This window comes from Streptomyces sp. NPDC086147 (genome assembly GCF_040702165.1).
In the GTDB taxonomy this organism is placed as follows: Bacteria; Actinomycetota; Actinomycetes; order Streptomycetales; family Streptomycetaceae; genus Streptomyces.
This window is the reverse complement of the sequence record NZ_JBFBJO010000017.1, coordinates 1-20,382: the sequence shown is the minus strand read 5'-3', so window position 1 is coordinate 20,382 and position 20,382 is coordinate 1. Positions and strand designations below refer to the sequence as shown.

At 69.4% G+C, this 20,382-nt stretch carries 15 protein-coding genes and 5 pseudogenes; 11 read left to right on the top strand and 9 right to left on the bottom strand.

The window, feature by feature from the left end:
• Window positions 1-6 precede the first annotated feature (6 nt).
• Window positions 7-459 (top strand): hypothetical protein, encoded by a 453-nt coding sequence (locus AB0398_RS27310; RefSeq protein WP_366378274.1) that lies wholly within the window; start codon window positions 7-9, stop codon window positions 457-459.
• 347 nt (window positions 460-806) lie between these two features.
• Here the strand turns inward: AB0398_RS27310 and AB0398_RS27305 are convergent, their stop codons facing one another.
• Entirely contained in the window at window positions 807-938 is a 132-nt protein-coding gene (locus AB0398_RS27305) for a hypothetical protein (RefSeq protein WP_366378273.1), read from the bottom strand.
• A gap of 305 nt (window positions 939-1,243) precedes the next feature.
• On the opposite strand from AB0398_RS27305, the gene AB0398_RS27300 reads away from it, so the two are divergent.
• A complete protein-coding gene (locus tag AB0398_RS27300; protein WP_366378272.1) occupies window positions 1,244-3,097 on the top strand; it encodes a SpoIIE family protein phosphatase in 1,854 nt (617 codons plus the stop codon).
• 138 nt (window positions 3,098-3,235) lie between these two features.
• Here the strand turns inward: AB0398_RS27300 and AB0398_RS27295 are convergent, their stop codons facing one another.
• From AB0398_RS27295 to AB0398_RS27285, 3 genes are all read right to left on the bottom strand, one after another.
• Complete coding sequence (locus AB0398_RS27295) at window positions 3,236-3,571, bottom strand: STAS domain-containing protein (protein ID WP_366378271.1); 336 nt, start codon at window positions 3,569-3,571, stop codon at window positions 3,236-3,238.
• Between the two features lie 402 nt (window positions 3,572-3,973).
• Window positions 3,974-4,378 (bottom strand): ATP-binding protein, encoded by a 405-nt coding sequence (locus AB0398_RS27290; protein WP_366378270.1) that lies wholly within the window; start codon window positions 4,376-4,378, stop codon window positions 3,974-3,976.
• Between the two features lie 67 nt (window positions 4,379-4,445).
• Window positions 4,446-4,820: an STAS domain-containing protein gene (locus tag AB0398_RS27285; RefSeq protein ID WP_366378269.1), complete on the bottom strand. Its 375-nt coding sequence runs from the start codon at window positions 4,818-4,820 to the stop codon at window positions 4,446-4,448.
• A gap of 300 nt (window positions 4,821-5,120) precedes the next feature.
• On the opposite strand from AB0398_RS27285, the gene AB0398_RS27280 reads away from it, so the two are divergent.
• The 5 genes and pseudogenes from AB0398_RS27280 to AB0398_RS27260 all read left to right on the top strand — a co-directional run bounded on the left by AB0398_RS27280 (window position 5,121) and on the right by AB0398_RS27260 (window position 13,058).
• Window positions 5,121-6,788, top strand: coding sequence for a PP2C family protein-serine/threonine phosphatase (locus AB0398_RS27280; RefSeq protein WP_366378372.1), 1,668 nt, complete (start codon window positions 5,121-5,123; stop codon window positions 6,786-6,788).
• A complete protein-coding gene (locus AB0398_RS27275; RefSeq protein ID WP_366378268.1) occupies window positions 6,785-7,879 on the top strand; it encodes a cobalamin-dependent protein in 1,095 nt (364 codons plus the stop codon). The genes AB0398_RS27280 and AB0398_RS27275 overlap by 4 nt, the downstream gene beginning before the upstream one ends.
• Window positions 7,876-8,289 carry an STAS domain-containing protein gene (locus AB0398_RS27270; protein ID WP_366378267.1) on the top strand — a complete coding sequence of 138 codons (414 nt, stop codon included), beginning with the start codon at window positions 7,876-7,878 and terminating at the stop codon, window positions 8,287-8,289. Before AB0398_RS27275 ends, AB0398_RS27270 begins: the two co-directional genes overlap by 4 nt.
• A 185-nt stretch (window positions 8,290-8,474) precedes the next feature.
• Window positions 8,475-9,279 (top strand): annotated as a pseudogene (locus AB0398_RS27265) (transposase family protein); the annotation flags it as partial.
• Window positions 9,280-9,620: 341 nt separating this feature from the next.
• Complete coding sequence (locus AB0398_RS27260) at window positions 9,621-13,058, top strand: phosphocholine-specific phospholipase C (protein WP_366378266.1); 3,438 nt, start codon at window positions 9,621-9,623, stop codon at window positions 13,056-13,058.
• Between the two features lie 381 nt (window positions 13,059-13,439).
• Here AB0398_RS27260 and AB0398_RS27255 read toward each other — a convergent pair.
• Together AB0398_RS27255 and AB0398_RS27250 are read right to left on the bottom strand one after the other, a co-directional pair.
• Window positions 13,440-13,613, bottom strand: a pseudogene (locus AB0398_RS27255) (hypothetical protein); the annotation flags it as partial.
• 45 nt (window positions 13,614-13,658) lie between these two features.
• A complete protein-coding gene (locus AB0398_RS27250) occupies window positions 13,659-14,111 on the bottom strand; it encodes a hypothetical protein (protein ID WP_148002516.1) in 453 nt (150 codons plus the stop codon).
• Window positions 14,112-15,119: 1,008 nt separating this feature from the next.
• Between AB0398_RS27250 and AB0398_RS27245 the strand changes: the two genes are divergently transcribed.
• Together AB0398_RS27245 and AB0398_RS27240 are read left to right on the top strand one after the other, a co-directional pair.
• Entirely contained in the window at window positions 15,120-16,616 is a 1,497-nt protein-coding gene (locus AB0398_RS27245) for a phosphatidylinositol-specific phospholipase C domain-containing protein (RefSeq protein WP_366378265.1), read from the top strand.
• Window positions 16,617-16,947: 331 nt separating this feature from the next.
• On the top strand, window positions 16,948-17,190 hold the full coding sequence (locus AB0398_RS27240; protein ID WP_366378371.1) for a hypothetical protein: 243 nt from the start codon (window positions 16,948-16,950) through the stop codon (window positions 17,188-17,190).
• Window positions 17,191-17,443: 253 nt separating this feature from the next.
• On the opposite strand, the pseudogene AB0398_RS27235 reads toward AB0398_RS27240, so the two are convergent.
• Both AB0398_RS27235 and AB0398_RS27230 read right to left on the bottom strand, forming a co-directional pair.
• Window positions 17,444-18,044, bottom strand: a pseudogene (locus AB0398_RS27235) (NAD(P)-binding domain-containing protein).
• A gap of 68 nt (window positions 18,045-18,112) precedes the next feature.
• Window positions 18,113-18,405, bottom strand: a pseudogene (locus AB0398_RS27230) (inositol monophosphatase family protein); the annotation flags it as partial.
• A 3-nt stretch (window positions 18,406-18,408) separates the two neighbouring features.
• Between AB0398_RS27230 and AB0398_RS27225 the strand changes: the two are divergent.
• Together AB0398_RS27225 and AB0398_RS27220 are read left to right on the top strand one after the other, a co-directional pair.
• Window positions 18,409-18,639: pseudogene (locus tag AB0398_RS27225) on the top strand (alpha/beta hydrolase); the annotation flags it as partial.
• Window positions 18,640-18,706: 67 nt separating this feature from the next.
• The gene (locus tag AB0398_RS27220; RefSeq protein WP_366378264.1) at window positions 18,707-19,525 is read left to right on the top strand and encodes an IS5 family transposase; all 819 of its coding nucleotides are present in this window, start codon (window positions 18,707-18,709) and stop codon (window positions 19,523-19,525) included.
• A 668-nt stretch (window positions 19,526-20,193) separates the two neighbouring features.
• On the opposite strand, the gene AB0398_RS27215 is transcribed toward AB0398_RS27220, so the two are convergent.
• Window positions 20,194-20,382, bottom strand: a 189-nt coding sequence (locus AB0398_RS27215; RefSeq protein WP_366378263.1) for a hypothetical protein, incomplete at its 5' end; no start/stop codon positions are given.

Here is a 20,382-nt window from a genome sequence, read left to right as displayed (position 1 = left end):
CCCGGCATGAGCGAGCTTCAGATCGCCTTGATCGCTGCGGGGTCGGCGGTAGCGGGCGGCTTCGTGACGGGGTTCTTCGCGTTGAGGGCCGGCCACCGCCAGGCCGCCGCAGCAGAGAAGGCGGGGCAAGCGCAGGCTGCGGCGCTGATATCGACTGTGCAGGCCACCCTCGACGAACAGCGGCGCGCCCGGGCCGAGGAACGGCGACGGCAGGCCTACGTCGACTTCCTGACCGCCGCCCAGACCGCTCATCTGACGTTCGACGAAGACACGATGACCAGGATGGCCGGTACTGAGACAGCGGTCATCCTCGAAGGTCCTGACTCCGTTGGCGAAATGGCGTTCCTCTATGTGAAGGCTGTGGCAAACCATCATGCGGGCCGCGTAGACGGAGACGCCGTCGAGGATGCCAGGCAGGCCTACATGGAAGCCGCCCGCCGCGTCCTCGACGAGGGCTGACGGCCGAGAGCCCGCCACCGGCTGGTGAAGGGCTTGTCCCCTGCCGGCCCCGTGGCGGTGGGTGTCCCGGTTGATCCGGCCGAGCAGCCACTGCGCATCGGATTCAGCGACGTGGGCGCTGCCGACGCGCATGACGTGGATGGTGGTGTGCTGTCCGTCGCCGTCACGTTCGGGGCCGAGGAACGCGCCCCAGGGCTGGGAGCCTCGGTCGGGCGGGGCGTGCCCGTCGGGGCAGTGCGGACACGCAGTGGCGGGCTGCTGGGCCGAGACGGACGCCAGAGGACCCGAGTCGAGCGCTGCCCGGACCGCGCAGTCCTTCGCTTCCAGGAGCTCGCGCAGGCCTGCGCTCAGCTCGGCTCGGGCAGAAGCCAGTCGGCCATGGTGTGGGCGAGGCCGTGGAAGGGCTCGCTGATCTGGGCGAGATGGGTCGACAGGCGGTCGAAGGCGAAGTAGCGGAGGATGGCGGGCCGCTCGGTCATGACGGGTCTCCTTGCTTCGGTGCGGTGAAGCTGTCTGTGTCAAGGAGGTGCTGAAGGCGTTCCATGAACCGCTCCCCGAACTCCGGCCCCGTGCGGTGCGCGAGGGCCATCAGCTCGGTGACGAGGGCAGCGGCACCGTCCTCTACGAGCAGCGGTCAGCTACTCTCACACTTGCCGCACAACGACACGAACAGGTGTCCACCCTCCGGTGACAAGACCCGTGGCTGTTCTACGCTGACAGATGTTTCGTCAACCGCCCAGCGCAGACGCGCTGGGCGGATTGCGACCACCGATTGCGGCAGGGGATGCGTTCTGACAACGACGGTTCGAAGAGCGGTGCGGAAGACGGCGTGAAGGACTCTTCGGCGTTTCTCGAGCAGGTGGGTCCGGGTACTGCCGCGGACGGGGGGATGGACCGGTTCGCACGTCTGGCGGCCGGCGTGCTGGGCGTGCCGGCGGCCGTGGTTGCCCTGGTGGATCAGGACCGGCAGCTCCTGCCCGGGGCGGTAGGCCTGGGGGAACCGTGGTCCCTCGTCCGGCAGACCGATCTGACCGGTTCACCGTGTGAACAGATTGCCGCTTCGGGCGAGCCGCTGGTGGTGAAAGACGTGCGCGCCGACGCACGGATGCGGGATTTCACTCCTGCTGCCTGGTTCGGCACGGTGGCTTGTGCGGCGGTGCCGCTGACGGACGGTGAGGGAACGGTGCTGGGAGCCCTGTGCGCCCTCGATTCCGCCCCTCGTGCCTGGAGCGAACAGGACCTGGAGACGCTGGAGGACCTGGCGCAGGCGTGCAGCGCGCAGCTACGGCTGCGGGCCTTGGCCCAAGAGGCGCAGCAGGCCCGTGCCCAGGCAGCGGCGCTGCTGGGGAACTCGCGGTTGTTGTTGCGGGCGGCGGAGACCATGGCCCGTACCTCCGGCCTGGAACAGGTGCGCCGCCAGGTCAGCGATCTGGTCAGTGGCGATCTGCGGCCGGCCTACGTGGGGCTGGTGCTGCGTCAGGAAGGTGCGCTGCGGCGGGTGACCGACCAGGCGGCCTCGTACGTCTCGCTGGAGGAGCGCTTTCCGGTCTACGACTCTCACGAGCAGTGGCCCAGCGCCCAGGCGGCGCGGGAGAACAGGATCGTGCTGGTTCCCGACCGACAGACCCTGGTGGACCACTACCACCCCGACACGGTCGCCGAGTTCGACGCCATGAACCTGCGCTCAGCCGTGTGCGTGCCTCTGCCCGACACCTACGGCCGTGCGCTGGGCACCCTCATCCTCGCCTGGGACACTCCCCGCACGATCGACATCTCCGAACGGGCAGTGCTGACCGTCCTGGCCCGTTATACCGCCGATGCCGTCGAACGCGCCCTGTTCCTGGACGGACGCATCGACGTGGCCCGCCGACTCCAGCAGGCCATGCTCACCGACCTGCCTACCGTTCGGGGTCTGCACCTTGCGGCGCTGTACCGCACGGCGGCTGATCAGGAGATGGTCGGCGGTGACTGGTACGACGCCTACCGGCTGAACCCCACCCGCCCCTCCGGCGCCGACGCCCACACTAGTACCCCTGCCACCAGGCTGGCGCTGACTGTCGGTGACATCACCGGCCACGACATGCAGGCCGCCACGTTGATGGGGCAGGCCCGCAGCATGCTGCGCCAAGCCAGTCACGACCATTACCGCGGCGGACCGGCCGCCGCGGTCGACGCCCTGTACGGCGCGATCACTGACCTGGACATGAGCATCTCCGGCACCCTCGTCCATGCCCACCTCACCCCCCTCGGCGACGGCGCCTGGGACTTCACCTGGACCAACGCCGGCCACCCGCCCCCGCTCCTGGCCCGACCCGGGCACCCCGTCCGCCAGCTCCAGGAACACGACCTGCTGCTCTGCCCCGGCCTGCCCGCCCGCCGCACCCAGCACCACGCACGCCTGGAGCCGGGCTCCACGGTGCTGCTCTACACCGACGGCCTGGTCGAAGAACCCGGCACCCCCCTCGACCAGAGGATCGACCAGGTCTCCCGCCTGCTCGGCGAGGACAACAGCATCCCGGCGGAAGGTCTTTTGGAGCAGATCGCCGACCGCGTCGCCGGTCCGGCTCACGATGACGACATCGCCCTGCTCGCCGTTCGCATCGACGCTTTGGGGACGGTTCAGACCGAATCGTCGTAAGGCAGAAGGCCTCTGCTTCCCGCTCTTCGTGCCGAGCCGGCTCAGCGGCGGATGCAATGCCTGCTCGGACGCGTGGATTGCCAGTGTTCAGAAGGATCGGCCTCACTCGGCGATCGCCGCATCACATGGGGCGCAGTTCTACGGGCCGGGTGGATCTGGGGTGGGCGTGCGCAGGGTGGTAGTGATGACGGTGTCCAGGCCGAGGCGGTGGAGCAGGTCGTAGACGTTGGCGTTGACCTCGGTCAGGCTCAGGGTGCCGTCGAGCCGGGTCAGGCGCTGGTACCAGTGGATGAGCAGGGTGACGCCGCTGGAGTCGAGGAAGCGGCTTTTGGAGGCGTCCAGGACAAGGTGGCGGCAGCCTTCGTCGATCATGCGGGCCCCCACGGCGCGTAGTAGAGGAGCGGTGTGAAGGTCGACGTCTTCGGGCAGCGCTGCGGTGACCCGGTCGCCGGTGCGCGTGGTGACATGGAGCACAGCAAGGTCCCCCGCTTTATGGGCCGGTGAACCTGCGGTCAGGTATTCCCGGCGCTGCCCCTTCCACTGTAGACCTGCAAGGCCGGCCCGGGCACCGGCTCCAGGAACATGACCTGCTGCTCTGTGCGGGCGGCCTGGCCGAAGAACCCGGCACCTCCATCGATCAGAGGACTGAAACGGGCCTCCCGGCTGCTGGGCGAGAACAGTAGTACCCCGGTGAAAAGTCTTCTGGAACAGATCGCCGACCGCATCGCCGGTCGCGCTCACGACGACGGAATCGTCCTGCTCGCCGTCCGCATCGACACCCCGAACACGGTTCGGAACAAGCTGTTGTGAAGAAACGGAGGGCTTTGCCTGACGTTTTCGGCGGCGAGCCCGTCCACCGGGGATCGCGGTATCCGGTCAGACGCGTGGCTCGGTGGTGTCCAGGACGACCTGGATGGTCTTTCCCGATCCGAGGGGGGTGACGGTGAGCCGGCGGCTGAGTTTCTGGATCAGCGGCCAGCCGAACCCGCCGGGCGCGGTGGGATGGCTGTCCGTCCTCGTCCGCGGAATCACGGGGGAGGCGTCAGTGGCGCGGACGATGAGGGCATCATCGGTGAGATGGGCGGTGAAGCCGGTCAGCCCGCCGCCGTGCCGGAAGGCATTGGTGACGAGTTCGGAGACGACCAGCAGGATGTCGTCGGTGACCGTTCGGGGCGGGGGAGCGCGTCCGGTGGTGTGCAGGAGGTCGCGGACCTGGTCGCGGGCGGCGCCCGCGGTGGCGGGCAGCGTATGCCGCCCCGTATCAGACTCCAGCGTCGTCATGCTCGTCCGCCCTTCTCCTTCATATGGTCACCATCGCGTTTTCCCGTGCGGGCGGGTTGTACGCGGTTCACCGCCGGCGGGGCAGGGGAACGCGCGTGCGGATGAGGTCCGCGGCCGCAGGCGGGGTGGGGGCGATGGTGAAGGCTCGGGTGAGGTCGGTCAGCTCCAGCATTCGCTGCAGGAACGGCGTGAGCCCGGCCAGGACCAGGGGGACGGCGGCCCGCTCGTGATGCTGCCGGGCGGTGAACAGGGTGTGCAGGAAGGAGGAATCGGCGAAGGCGACCCCGGCCAGGTCCACCACGGTGCCGGCCGGAGAACCATCAGGGGGCAGGGCGAGGGCGTGGGCCAGAATGTCGGCCTCGTCGGTGTCGAACTCCCCTGCGACCCGCACCGTCCGTATGCCGTCGACCACGGCCACAGTCACTTCCACCTCATCGTTCATCCGGGCATTTTTACAGACCGGCTCCTCTCCGAACCAGCTCAGGGCGTCTTTCGCCACGGTCCTGCGGGCATCGCCGAACAAAGAGGCCCAAGGAGAGACCGACGTCACTGCTCCGCCGGTAGGGGCCAGTACTACCGGGCCTGCGAGAAGGGCGATATATGGCTAATGGCGTGGGGAAGTCGTGCTGGCTTTGGCCTGACATTGCATAGGACCAGCGGATGCGAGACGGTTGCAGCCGGTCAACTATTTTCCAGCGGAAGAAAGGTGGTGGGGTACGCACGATGCGTCCCCTCCTATGTGATTCCCTCCCCTGGTACCCCTGACAGTCCGCGCGGTGGTGGTGTTCACGTCAGTACGGCGTGGAGCAACGCCCCTTATCCCGTTCTCGTCGCAGACCGCGACGGGAACATCATCGAGACCAACGACGCCGCCCGCCACCTGCTCATCCAGGCCGGCGGAGATCCGGCGGCCTGCGCGCTGCCGGACTGGCTCGCCCGCGCCCACCGGCACCTGGATCCGGAAGCCACCTCACCGCAAACCGTCTCCGGCACGGTGGCGGGCCGCACCTTTGAGGCGCATCCGTCGCCGGGCGAGGACGAGTACACGGTGTGGTGGCTGGTGGAGAACACCGACCTGCACCTCGCGGAACAGGCACTACAGAGCGAACGCGAGCGCACCAGCCTGCTGGTGGACATCTCCAGCGCGCTGTTCTCCTCGCTGAACGTCGAACGGTGTACGGAGGTGACAGTGCGCATGGCCGCCGACCATCTCGCCGATGCCGCCGTCATCGTCGCTCCCTCCCAGGGACGCCGCCACACCCTCACCTACGCCCAGGTCGGCGGAGAGGTCACGCAGAAGACCGCGCCGATCGACCCGCACACGGTTCCGGGCCTGACCGAAGCCCTGCAGGGCTTTCCCCCGGTGCCGACACGGTGGATCGATCCGGGAGACATCCCCGACTGGGCCGTCCCGCCTGGTTTCACCGGCCCGATCGGATCGGTCATCGTCACACCCCTGCCCGGCTACGGCATGCCCGCCGGCGTGCTCATCCTGCTGCGTTCCAGCACCCGCCAGGCCTTCAGCGACGGCGAAGAAGTCTTCGCGCGCCTGTTCGCCGCCCGAGCCGGAGCCGCCCTGTCCGCGGCCCGCCTCTACGCCGAGCAGGCCTCCATCACCGCCACGCTGCTGCGCGAGCTCCTGCCGCCGAAACTCGAGCGCGTCCACGGCGTGGAGTACGCCGGCATCTACCGGGCCGCGAGGGACCACGAGCGCGTCGGAGGCGACTTCTACGACGTCCACCCCGGCACCGACGCCACGAAGGAGACCTTCGTCGTCCTGGGCGACGTGGCGGGCAAGGGTCTGGAAGCAGCCGTTCTGACGGGAAAGATCCGCAGCGTCCTGCACGCACTGCTGCCACTGTCCACAGACCACCAGCGCGTACTGAACCTCCTCAACGACGCGGTGCTCACCTCCGACCACACCCGCTTCGCCACCCTGGTCCTGGCCTCCGTCCAGCGCCGCCAGGGACAGGTGCGGATCAGACTGACCAGCGCCGGCCACCTGCCCCCGCTCGTCGTCCGCACCGACGGCCGGGTGGAAGAAGCCGGTACTCGCGGCACCCTCATCGGCGCTCTCCCCGAGATCAACACCCGAAGCACGGAGGTGGTGCTGGCGCCGGGGGAGACGTGCCTGCTCTACACCGACGGCATCACCGAGGCCCGCGGCGGCCCGCTGGGTGACCAGCTCTACGGTGAGGAGAGGCTGCGGGCCGCGTTGCGGGAATGCGTGCGGATGCCGGCGGAGGCAGTGGTGGAGCGGGTGCAGATGCTGGCCTCGCAGTGGCTCGGCGGCCGTGAGCACGACGACATGGCCACCCTGGCGATCACCAACCCGGCCAGCGGACACGGCGCACTGCACATCGTGGGCGGCCACAACGACTCCCGCACGTACACCAGGGAAGGCCGATGACCACCACTACTGCGCCCCGTCCTCTTCCTGAACCGCCGGAGTTGTCCGAGCAGCTGTGGACGGCGGTGATCGGCCGGGACGAGCCGGCCGCGATGCGCCTGGTGACGGCCGCGGCCGACGCCGGGACGGACCGCGAAGTCCTGCTGCTGGACGTCGTGGCCGGGGTTCAGAACAGGGTCGGCACCGAGTGGGCAGCCGACCGGATCAGTGTGGCCGACGAGCACGCCGCCAGTGCGATCACCGACCGGGTCCTGGCCGCCCTCGCCCACCACCAGGCCCCCCGGCGACTGCGCACCCGAGGACGGGTGACGGTGGCCTGTGCGGAGGGCGAGTGGCACGTGCTGCCGGCCCGGCTGCTGGCCGAGGTCCTCACCCACCGCGGCTGGCAGGTCGACTTCCTCGGCGGCCACACCCCCACCCCGCACCTGGTTGCCCACGTCCACCAGACCAACCCCACAGCCGTCCTGCTGTCCGCCTCCCTGCCCACCCGGCTGCCCACCGCCCACAAGGCGATCAGCGCCCTGCAGTCCATCGGCGCCTCTGTCATGGCCGGCGGCCGCGCCTTCGGCCCCGACGGCCGCTACGCCCGCCTCCTGCACGCCGACGCCTGGGCCCCCGACGCCCGGGAGACAGCCGACCACCTCGACCAGGGCCTGGCGCAGCACCGCGCCGGGCAGCGTCAGCAGATCGACGATGATCTGCCCCACCTTCTCGACCAGGAATACACCCTGGTCACCACCCGCCGCGCTGCTCTGGTGAAGCAGAGCCTGGAGACGCTGGAGGAACGCTGGCCCGCGATGCGTACCTACAGCCTCGCCCAGCGCGACCGCACCACCGAGGACCTCGCCCACATCGTCGACTTCCTCGCCGCCGCCCTCTACGTCGACGACGCCGAACTGTTCACCACCTTCACCACCTGGACCGCCGACATCCTCACCGCCCGTGGCGTTCCCGCCGCCGGCCTGCTTTCGGGCATGGACGTACTGGCCGGACAACTGCGCGACTTCCCCCGCGCCCTGACCTTTCTCACAGCAGCCACCGACGCGCTGCACACCACCTCCGATCACACCGGCCCGGGAATAAGCGCATGACCTACCTGCCTGCTGACCTCACCATCACCGCCCACAGCGTCCAGCCGCACGCACTGCACCTGGCTGTTGCGGGAGACCTCGACTACGAGACCGCCACCCGGTTCACTCACGAGGTCAACCAGGCACTGGACACCCACCACCAAAAGCACGGACCGGTCCTACGGGATCTGCACCTGGACTTCAGCGGGCTGACCGGCATCGACTCCAGCGCCCTGACCGCTCTGCTCGCCCTGCGCCGCCGCACCCACCCCGCGGGCGTCACCCTGCACCTGGACCACCAACCTGTCCGCATGGTGCGCATCCTCGAGCTCACCGGCATCGCCGACCACCTCACCCAGAACGCCCGCACCTCCCACGCCGCTGGCAGCGCCGCACCGGACGAGCAGACGGAATCGGCTTCCGCGCCCTGAAGGACCCCGACCTTCGCCCCGCTTACCCGTGCGCCGATGCGAGAGCCGGGTGCCGCGTCAGACGCTGCAGGGCGCGCCGGGCATGGCTTTTGACCGTGCCCAGTGAGCCTCTTTCATCCTGTGCTGGAGGGTGAAATGGGCTGGTCAGCGGGTGTGGTGACGAGGCAGGGCCCCTGGTCGTCGGCGTGGTGATCTCACTCATCACACCGGCGACCGAAGGGGCCCTGAAGGTTTCCGTATCCTGCCACGCTCGACGTCCCGCACGAGCTGATTGAGCATGTCGCCTGGCTGCTGCACGAGCACCGCCAAGCCCGTAACACCCGCTGGCGCAGGCTCGGCTGCTTCCAGCAGGCACTTCTCACGCTGGTGCACTTACGGAAGAACGAGACGCTCTCGCAGCTCGGAGCCGGTTTCGGGATATCACAGGCCACCGCCTGGCGCTACGTCGACGAGACCCTGGACGTCCTGGACGGCTGGGCGCCCGGCCTCCACGAAGCACTCACCAGCCTCGGTGAAGGCGACCACGTCATCGTCGACGGCACCCTGATCCCCATCGACCGGACCGGTGCGGACGAGCCGTACTACTCGATGAAACACCGCAAGCACGGCATGAATGTCCAGGTCACCGCCCACCCCGACGGCACACCACTGTGGTTCTCCCGCGCGACACCCGGCCGCACCCACGACCTGACCGCGGCCCGCGCCCACGGCATCCTCCAGGCCTGCCTCACCAGACAGATCCTCGCCCTGGCCGACCGCGCCTACCAGGACGCCGACGCCACCGTCCGCACCCCGTACAAGAACCACCGCGAACAACCCGAGCACTACCAGCATTTCAACCGCGACCACGCCCGGCTCAGAGCACCCGGCGAACGGGCCTTCGCACAGCTGAAGACCTGGCGCATCCTCCACCGAGCCAGATGCTCCACCCGACGCATCAGCGCCCTCGTCCAAGCCGTCCACACCCTGCTGACCTGCAACTCTTCAGGACGAAAAAGACTCACTGCTCCGTATCGAATGGAACGAAATGCCTTCCGCGCTGATGCTCGTCGTTTTCAGCTGTCGACTGTCAGCAGAGGCATTGGCAGCCGAAACGGTGATGTGGCCGGCGCAGTACTTCCACGAGCTGGACGTCAACGTGGTCCGGAAGCTGCAGGGCGGACCGGACGCCCAGGCGGGACGTGTGGGTCACACACCCGCCGCACCCCCTAGATCCATCGCGATCATGGCTTTGACCTGCGGATTTCGTACAAGTCTCCAGCGTGAACAGTGAGCGAACCCCTGCCGTGACGGGTTTTGGAGGGGTCGCGCTACGTCATAGCCTCCCCGCCATGTCCGACTTCTCACGCCGTAAAGTCCTCGGCACCCTTGCCGCGGGCTCCGCGCTCTCCGTTCTGCCGCCCTCTCTCCTGACGGCCATGGCCGCCCCCATGCCGCGCGGTGGTCTTCGGGCCATCGAGCACGTCATCGTGCTGATGCAGGAGAACCGTTCCTTCGACAACTACTTCGGCACTCTCAGAGGCGTCCGTGGTTTCGGCGACCGCAGAGCCCTGCGACTGCCCGGCGGCGCGAGCGTGTTCGAGCAGCCCCGTTCCGGCGGGCCCGCGGTCCTGCCGTTCTCCGCGCGGCAGGCGGCCGTCGACGCCGGACGGGCCGAGAGCGACATCCAGTACCTCGGCTCGCTGCCGCACGGCTTTACCGATGGAGTGCAGGCCCGCGCGAACGGTTGGTGGAACGACTGGATCGCGGCCAAGGGACAAAGCACCATGGCCCACTACGACCGGCGTGACATCCCCCTTCAGTACGAACTCGCCGACCGCTTCACCATCTGCGACGCCTACCACTGCTCCGTGTTCGGCTCCACCAATCCCAACCGCAACTACCTGTGGACCGGAACCACCGGGTTCGAGCCCAACGGCGGAGGCCGGGCCATCACCAACGCCGCTTACTCCTACAGCCACGCCGGCTACGACTGGACCACCTACCCGGAGCGCCTGGAGGCTGCTGGGGTGTCCTGGCAGATCTACCAGGAATGGGACAACTTCACCGACAACGCGGTGGAATACTTCAAGCCCTGGAAGCGGATCGGCCGGAAGATCCTCACCGCTGCCGGGTTCGCCCATGCCACCACCGAGGAGTTCTACGACAAGCTCTGGGCGAAGAGCGACAGCGAGCGGCGGGCCGACCTGGCCCGGTTCCGCACTGCGGTCGATGCCCTTCCCGAGCCGGAGCGCCGACTGTTCCTCCGTGGCGCCCACCGCTCCGAGCCGGGCACTTTGCTCACCCGGATCAAGGCCGACATCGAGGCAGGGACCCTTCCGAAGGTCAGCTGGGTGGTGCCCACGGCCGCACTGTCCGAGCATCCCAGTTCCTCCACTCCCGTCGGTAGCGCCAACCTTGTCTACGATCTGCTGGACGCCATCGCTGCGGATCCCAAGACCTGGTCGAAGACTGCGCTGTTCATCAACTTCGACGAGAACGACGGCTACTTCGATCATGTACCCGCCCCTGTCGCTCCCAGGCCGGACACCGGCGATGGTGACGACTGGGTGGGGGGCCGTCCCGTCGGTCCCGGGCCGCGCGTTCCGATGACCGTCGTGTCTCCCTGGACGGTCGGCGGGTTTGTGAACTCCGAGCTCTTCGATCACACCTCGGTGATCCGGTTCCTGGAGAAGTGGACCGGTGTCCAGGAACCCAACATCAGTGCCTGGCGCCGTAGCGTCTTCGGTGACCTGACCTCCGTGTTCGACTTCGACCGCGCCTACCGGCAGCCCGGGGTGGAGCGGCCCGGCGCGGTCCCGGCGCCGATCGGCCGCTGGAATCCGGTCCCGCCCACGACGCAGAAGCGACCTGCCCAGGAGCCTGGTGTCCGTCCTACGCGGCCCTCTCCGTACCGGCTCTCGCTGCGTGCCGCCGTCACCAGCACCGAGCTAGGGCTGAAGCTCCACAACAGGGGGCGACGAGCCGCCGCAGTCACCGCCTACCCGGGAGACGGTGCAGCTCCGCGGACCTGGACCGTCGCCGGCCAGGAGAACGCAACGGGTAGCCTGCCGTACGGCTCCGAGGGATACGACCTCCAGGTGCACGGACCCGGCTGGACGCTGTGGGAACTACGCGGCACCGGCATCGGAGCCGAGGCGCACGTCGTGGAGCACGCCCATGCCCGTGGCGTGGACGTGCAGTGCAGTAATCCGTCGGGGCAGACCCGGACGCTCCTGGTGGGCGAGTCCACCCACGTACGGCACGGCAAGGACGGCGTGCAGACCGTCCGGCTGGCACCCGGCCGGAGTCGGACCGTGTCCGTACCGCTCGCCCGGCACGGCTGGTACGACATCGTGGTGCTCGACGAGGACGACCCGCGCTTCTTGCGCAGGACGTCTGGCCGGCCCGCAGACGACGGACCGGGGGGAACCGACCCGTCGATCGGGACGGGGGCGGCACTGAGCGCGACGCTCACCCTGCCGCAGCCGCTGCCCGCGCTGACCGCACCGCTCGTGCAGGGCAGCCCTGCCGAGGTCGTGGTGCACGTGCGCAACGAAGGGACGAGCCGGCTGCGGGACCTCGTGGTGTCACTCCTGGCACCGGTCGGCTGGACGGCGAAGCCCTTCGGTCCGGTACCGAGGAGCCTGCCAGGAGGTGGCTCGGCGGACCTGCGCTTCACAGTCACCCCCGCGGCGGACGCCGCCGCCGCCACCCTCACCGTCGCTGCCCGCGCCGAAGGCGACGGCCTGCTGCGGGTTGCGGACGCCCGGGTTCGGGCCGAAGTCGCCCACGCGGTGAGCCTTGCTCTGACCGCGCCGGCGAGTTCCCCCGACACGGATGGCTGCGCGCTGTACCCGGAAAGGCCCCTGGCCGTGACCGCGACCGTCACCAACGCGGGCAACGCCCCGCTCACCGCCCTGTCGGCGGCGCTGGCGGTACCGGACGGATGGCGCGCCAAGGCCGTCGCCGGCAGCCCGACCTCCGTTCCGGCCCGCACGTCGGTGAAGGTGGTCTGGGAGGTCACGGCGCCCGTATCGGCTGCACGCGCCTCGGCAACGCTGAAGGCGACCGTCGGCGCGCGCACCGCGGGCGGTACGGTGGAGGAGACCGGGTCGCTGGCTGCCCGGGTGGGACCGGTGATGACCGGCTACCTGCTCGCCGAGAACTTCGAGTCTCTCGCCGACCGGCTGGCCCCTGCCACAGATCTGGCCCGTCCGGGGCTGAGAGGCTGGACGCGGACCGCGCCCGAGGGATGGACGGTCACCAACGCGGCAGGAATGCCCCGGGGCACGGAAGAGCTCAACGGCTGGTCATTCCTGTCCCGGCAGTTCTGGTTTCCCGCCGGCCAAGAACGTGCCGCGTTCAACCGGTCCCTGGGCATCGTCGCCGTCGCCGACCCGGACGACTGGGACGACACAGGCAGTCCGTCCAGCCGTGGCACCTTCGACTCGACGCTGATGACACCCGCGGTCGCGGTCCCGGCAGGGACTTCGACGCTGTACTTGGGATTCGACTCCCATTACCGGCAGGAGAGCCCGCAGGAAGCCGAGGTGACCGTGGTCTTCGACACCGGCGCCACCTCCCGGGTGCTGCACTACTCCAGCGCGACGTCGGGAAACACCAACAACGGCCGCGACCAGCAGAACCGGCTCGTCACCTGCTCCTTCCCGGTGCCGACCGACGCGAGCTCGGTGAAGGTGGGCTTCAGGGTCCACCACGCTGGTAACAACTGGTTCTGGGCCGTGGACAACATCAGGCTGAGCGCCTCTCCTGTCGTCGACGCCTGACCCGTTCCGACCGTCCCGGGCCCCGCCTCCACCCGCCAGGCCCGGGGCGAAGGCCTGTTCGAGATCCACCGGGCCCGTGCGACACCCGCTGGATGTCCTGGCCGGCTGAGCACACGTCTCCACGAAGCACTCACCGGTCTCGACGGAGGCGACCACGTCGTCGCCGACGGCATCCTGATCGCCCGAGGAGCGCTTTCCGCAACCGGCTCCCAACGGGTCTCCTCCATGCCGGTGAGCCGGCCGACCGCGGTGCGCAGCGCGACGGCAGTGGCCTCGGCCCTGTCCGGGAGCAGGGGCGGCATCGCGGTCGGCCGCGCTCGGCCGGTACCCGCCGGAGTGGCCGGTAGTGCCCTCCACGGGATGCTCCAGCTCGCGCAAGCGGTCGCCGTCGCGGCGTACGGTACGGCTGGTGACACCGAGCTGCCGGGTGAGCCCGGCACCGGACCGCTCACGGCGCGTCCGCGACAGCGACGACGAGCGCAGCGTCCGAGGAGGAAGGCCGTTCGGCTTGGCTTCAGGGCGACCCTTTTTCCACGGCCCGCCCGCGCCCCGCACCTGGCGGGTCAGGTACGGGGCACAAGGCGGGACGGTGTCAGGGAGCTACCACCAGTTCGTGCACAGCGGGGGACCAGCGGGTGCCAGCGCTGCGCAGGCGCGGAACTTCCAGGCGGACGAGCTGCTGGTGTTCTTGGCGGCACTCGTCTTCGGGGTGTCCTGGGCTCCGACGACGAAGGGGCCGCACTGCAACCAGCTTGAGCCTCCGTTGGTGGTCCAATCCATCCATACCTTGTCACCGGGGAGGGTCCATCCGTCGATCTTGGCCCAGCCTCGCTGGACACCACCGAGCGTGGCGTACTGGATGCTGATCCTGGTGCCCCCGCCGATCGTCCGCTGAGTCCCGACCGTTCCGCTGAGGTTGTCGGGAATGTCGACGAACCCGTTCGCGCCGCCTTCGCAGTCGGCGGGACTCGCTTGGGCCGGCCCGCTGACGCCGAACACCGTCACGCCCGCCGTGACCAGGACTCCGGCGACCACCGTGGCCGTGCTGCGCATGATATTTCGCATCAGTTCCCCTACTTGCATGGGCGAATGCTCCGATCCGCACCAGTCTGCGGGTGAGATCGGCGGCACAGAAGTATACTTTTGGACGATTGCGAACTATCCGGCAAAGGTCTTGAACTCCGAGCACCGGAGGGCCTTGCAGAGCCGGTGATGCGTTCGGCCGGTGAGGACCGTCGCCTCGGACGGCGCTGCCACACGACCCCTGCTACGGCCGCCCACGCCTGCCTGGCCGTCCCGCGAGCCCGGCGGTCGAATACCGGAAGAGCAGAGACGGATCCTCCCGGCTCGTCTTCGGCCCCGCCGGGACACGACGGGGCGAGGGCGGATCGCAGATGCCGGGCGGGCCCCGGGCGGTGATCGGCTCCCCCCACGTGCGAGCGGGCCGCAGAGGCCCGAAGCTCCCCAGCGCGGTCGACCGCGCAGCAAGCACCGCGTCCTCACCGACGCTCGGGGTGTCCCGCTCGCGGTGTCCCTGACCGGCGGCAACCGCAACGATTCACCCGGCTTCCGCCTCTGCCCGACAAGGTTCCGCCCATGGCCGGCGTCGTGGGCCGTCCGGGACGGCGGCCTGACACCCGGCCTGCCGACCGCGGCTACGACCGCGACAAGCACCGGCGCCCGCTGGGGCAGCCCGGCATCCGCCCGGTCATCGCCGAACGCGGGCAGGAACGCGGCTCCGGGCTGGACGTCTTCCGGAACGACGGCCAAAGGACCACCGCCTGGTCGTACGGCTTCCGCTGCCTACGGATCCGTCGGGAACGACGCGACGACATCCCCGAGGCCTTCCTGTACCTCGCCGCCCGCCCCGTCACACACAGACACGTCCGATGTCTTCATGCGGGCCTCCGAGGCGGACGTAAGCGAAACGTGAGAGAAACGTAAGCGGCAGGGCTGAAGCTGGGCACGTATCGCCCCGCTCTGGACAGGAGTCCCATGCCCAGCCCCACCCCCCGCGCCGGCACGGGATCGCGCAGACGATCCCGCACGCTGGCAGGTCTGATGACGGTCAGTGTCGCGCTGGGCGCGGCACTTCTGACGCCCACGGCCGCAGGGGCGGCCGGGTCGACCAACAAGGACGCCTTCAACAACCTTGGGCAGCCGGACCGGGCCGAGTGGATGTCGGGCGTCGCCAGCGAGACCAGGCTGTCGGCGATGTCCATCCCCGGCACCCATGACACGCTCTCCCTCCACGGCGGGTCGGCCGTGCAGACGCAGGAGGACTACGGCGACAGCGCGAAGACGCTGACGGCGCAGTACGAACGCGGGATCCGCGCCCTCGACATCCGGGTCCGCGTCGTCAACGACGGCCAGGACTTCGCGATCCACCACGCCGCGTTCTACCAGAACGCCAACTTCGACGACGTCCTGGAGAAGACGCAGTCCTTCCTCAAGGCGCATCCGACCGAGACGGTCGTGATGCGCCTGAAGTCCGAGTGCCCCTACTCGGGTGCCGCGCTGCACGAGTGCGAGCACGACCCGGACACGATGACCCCGCAGAACGTCAAGGACATCTTCCGCTTCTACGCGAACAAGGATAAATACTCCAATCTGTTCTGGGCGCCCTCGATCAAGGGCAGCGGCCCGGCGACGATCCCCAAGCTCGGGGAGGTCCGCGGCAAACTGGTCCTGGGCAGCTTCGACAGCGTCGAGGACTCGGGCTACGGGCTCGCGGGCTTCAACGACCGCAACGAGGACCACTACAACGCTTCGGACATCACGGAGAAGTGGAACCACGTCAAGAAGAACGTCGACGAAGCCATGTCCGCCGCCTCCAACATGTACGTGACGTACACGTCCGCGAACAGGGTCCCCGGCGGGGGGTCGCCGCTCTACTACGCCGGCGGTTACACGAAGGTCCAGAGCGGCGTCAGCACTGAGGTCCCGGGGGTGAACTACCACCTGATGAAGTACCTCAACAAGACACAGGGCCGCGTCGGCATCGTCATGATGGACTTTCCCGGCTGGGGCCTCGTGAACGCGATCATCGACCACAACAGGGACGATGCCCTCAGCAGCGGCAACCGGATGCTCTGGCAGGTCAAGGGTGACAAGACCTACGTGAACACGCTGTACGGACGGTGCATGGTGCGGGGCCCCGAGTTCGACGACTCCAAGACCGGCGGTCTGGTCACCCAGCGCGAGTGCCAGTCGAGCCCGCCCAGCAGCCACCAGTGGGGGGCCGAGAAGCCCTCCTCGTTCGACGGCAAGGGCCACTTCTGGATCAGGGCGAGCAACGGCAAGTGCCTGACCGTGCCCTACAACAACGGCACCCCGCCCGGCTCCGGCACCCAGATGTTCTGGTGGGACTGCGAGACCCGCTGGTTCTCCGGCAGCCAGATGTGGAACGTCGTCCCCATCAAGGTCACCACCTCGAACGGTGAACAGCAGGCCTACAAGTTCGTCAACAACTGGACGGGCCTGTGCCTGTCGATGGACCCGGCCACCGCCACTACGGCGGGCGGCAAGGTGACCCAGGAGACCTGCCCGAGCAAGTGACCCCGCAGTACGCCTCCGGCTTCCAGACCGCCCTTCCTTCCAGGAGGGCGGCCTGTTCGCGTCTACCTGAACTGCACCGGATGCGGCCCCCGCAGCACCCGCCGGGCCGGCGGCGGCGTCCCCGCGGCCGTGTTCACGGCCACCGCCGGGGTGATCGGCGCCGCCCGCGCCGCCGCGAGGGATGTCGTCCTCGCGGACGGCGGGATCCAGCGTCCGGTCCGGGCCGCGCGGGTGACACCCGGCACCGGCAGGCGGTCCAGGCCGGGCCGGCCCGTCTCCCGCCCGGCGGGGACTCGCGCCCGGTGACCCGGCCGGACAGGTCGCTCAGGCACTGCGCAACACCGCCATCGGGTTGGCCGGCGCGGACGCGGCCTTCTCGGACGTGCTGCGCCTGACGTTCTACGTGACCCGAGGGGCCCCGGAGAAGATCGGCGACTTCATGGCCGGCGTGGAGGCCGTGGCTGCCGAGATCGGCCTCCCGATCCCTTTGCCTCCGGCTTCGCTCATCGGTGTCGGCCACCTCTTCGAGCCGGATGTGCTCGTCGAGGTCGAGACGACCGCACTTCTGGCCTGACACCTTGTGGCGGTGCGGCCCCGCCCTTGGGCGGAGCCGGTCGCTCTGCCTCGTGCCCCCCGTCGCAGACCCGTACGTCGCCGACGTGCTCGCATCGGTCGCATCAGAGCGTGACGCGGCAGCTCCGCCGTGGTTCGGGACCTGGCGGAGCTGCCACGTCGCGCCCTGGACGCGTTCTGGCTGCGGATCGGTCGGCTCCGGCCCGCGACGGCTGTTCTGGGCGTCGGTCCGGCAGGGGCGTGCCGTGCGTGGATCAGCGGGCGATCGATATCGCGAAGGGGCGAACCCGTTGGTTCGGATCACGTGCGGTACGAACAGGATCGCGGCCTCGGTGGCGCGGGCGGTCCGGATCCCGCCGAGGTCCGTGATCCATTCCCGCTGCCAGCCGAGGTCGCCGAGCAGTCGGCCCACCGTCTGCTTGGCCTCCGCGTCTTCGCCGGAAAGGAAGACGGTCGGGGGCCGGTCGAGTGCGGCGGGTGCGGTCATCACCGTGTAGTGCATCGTGTTGAGCGTCTTGACGACGTGGATGCGGGGGGGGGGGGGGCTTCCTGAAGCTGCTCGGCGAGGCTGGAGCCGGGGTGGATCAGGTCGGTCGGCAGCCCGTCCGGCCCGTCGACGGTGGCGTTGGAGACGTCCACGAGAATGCGGCCCTCCAGCTCCGGGCGCAGCGTGGCGAGCCGTTCGACTGGTCCGGCACCCGGGGTGGCGTTGATGACGATCTCCGCTGCCTGCGCGGCGACTGACGCGGCGCCCGGTGCGCGGTCCGCCACGGTCACCTCGTGTCCGGCCCGGGCGAGGGCCTTCGCGAGGCTGCCGCCGACGCGGCCGTTTTCGAGAACGGCGATCCTGGTCATGGTGATGTGGTCCTTCCGGTGGGTGCGACGGTCGTGAGGGTCGGTGCGGGTACCGCTGGAGGTGGGAGTCAGCAGGAGAGCGTGGTGACGGCCTGGGCGTGCACGCCGGGCGCCGCAGCCAGGAAGCTCTCGCTCTCCAGGGTCCGGGGACGCCCCTCGGCGTCGGAAACGCGTCCTCCGGCCTCGCTGACGAGCAGCGCCCCGGGAAGCAGGTCCGCGCGGGCACCGGCGAACTGCCAGAAGGCGTCGATCCGGCCGGCGGCCACGTTCAGCAGGTGCAGGGTGGTCGGCACGGAGGTCCGCACCACGAGCGCGTCGAACACAGCATCGCGGTGATGGAGGAGCCGATGCGCCGCACGACCCCTACCTCCCCGACGGCGTCGACGGCCCGCTCGCCGCCATCGTCGTCGGCCACCCCACGACCGGGGTCAAGGAGCAGGCGCCGGCGGCGTACGCCACCCGCCTGGTCGAGGAGGGATTCGCCGTCCTGGCCTTCGACGCTGCCTTCCAGAGCGAATCCGAGGGCATGCCCCGCGGTCTGGAGGACCCCTTCCAGCGTGCCGAGGACTTCCGCGCAGCGGTCTCCTACCTCACTTACCTCACTGATCGTTTCAGAATGAGTTCGCTGTTGGGGCTTGGCGGCCGGGCTTGGTGGCGGCAGAGTGTTGCGGGTGTCGGATGATCTTGTGCCTGATGGTCTGTGGGAACGCATCGCTGCACTGCTGCCGCCCCGCCCGCCGCGGCGCCATCGGTACCCCGGACGCCTGCCGGCGGACGACCGTGCAGCCTTGCGGGGCATCGTGTACGTGCTGCGCAAGAACGTGAGCTGGAGGGACGTGCCCGCCGAGCGGACCGGGTGCAGCGGGGTGACGGCCTGGCGGCGGCTGCGGGACTGGACCGATGCCGGGGTCTGGCCCCGCCTGCACGAGGTTCTTCTGGCCGAGCTGCGCAAGGCCGGTCTGCTCGACATGGACGACTGCGCGATCGACGGCTCGCACATCCGGGCCCTGAAGGGGGGCTCACACCGGACCTTCGCCGGTCGACCGCGCGCGGCCGGGCAGCAAGCACCACCTGATCGTCGACCGGCACGGAACACTCCTCTTGCCGTCTCGCTGACCGGCGGAAACAGGCACGACGTCACCCAGCTGACGCCCCTGCTGGACTTGATCCCCCGCATGCGAGGGCTCCGCGGGCGGCCGCGGCACCGGCCGGGCCGGCTGTTCGCCGACCGCGGCTACGACTACGACAAGTACCGCCGCATCCTCCGGGCCCGCGGCATCACACCCAAGATCGCCCGACGCGGTGTCCCGCACGGCTCCGGTCTGGGCAAGACACGCTGGGTCGTCGAGCGGACCTTCGCCTGGCTCCACCAGTTCAAACGACTGCGGATCCGCTACGAGATACGTGCAGATCTCCACCTCGGGCTGCTCCAACTCGCCTACAGCATCATCTGCTTGAGGCGCCTTCGAACCTCATTCTGAAACGATTAGTTAGACACCGGCCACCACCTGGGCCCCCGCCGTCACGCCGCGCACCGCGCCGCAAAAACCGCTGGTCACGGCGGGCGCGTCGCCGCTGCTGACCTGCGGATCGGGGGAGCCGGCCTCCGTGGCTGAGCTCGCTTCGCGTGCGGCTCCACGCCCAGGTGCGGGTCGTGGACAGCAGCAGCGGCTCTGAGTCTCGGGTGGTGCCGGCCGTGACGCTCAAAGCGAGGAGGCGTGGCTGGTGCCGGTGGGCGGTTCCGCCGCCCGGCCCGAGGGGCCGTTCGGCTCCGGTACCTCCGTACGTCGGAATTCAAGCTTTCCGATATCTGAGGTTCCGTTCTGTGGCTCGGGCGCACAGCTTCCTAATCTAGGATTCCTCGCACGAGTGGTGGGCAGAACTCGGGCGCTGACCATCTATCAAAAATCGCGCCGCCACCGGGTGGTTGAGGGGTGTCCTGTGTTTCCGCCAACGGTACATGCTGCATCTCACGGATGCACGCGGTACACTGGAACCCACACGAACGAGCGACCCACCCCCTCACAGCCAGCCCGGCCCGCGCCAGCGGGCCCCAAGGGACTGGAGGCGCAGCCGGAAGGACCGTCAGGCGGGGGAGCGCAGCAGACCCGCCGGGAAGCGCCCCCCCCCAACTCCCGTACTGGAGACCTCACCAGCCGCACCCACCCGACCCGAACGGCCCGGCCGCGCGCTGCGCGGCCCGCCGGGCGCGCAGCGGCCGGCCCCACCGGCCTCCTGGAGCGCAGCGGAGGGATTGGCGGCCCACCCCGGTGGAGAAGAGGTAGAGCGGGGGCAGCAGCGCGGCGGCGCAGACGGTCCAGAGGGCGGTGTGGGCACC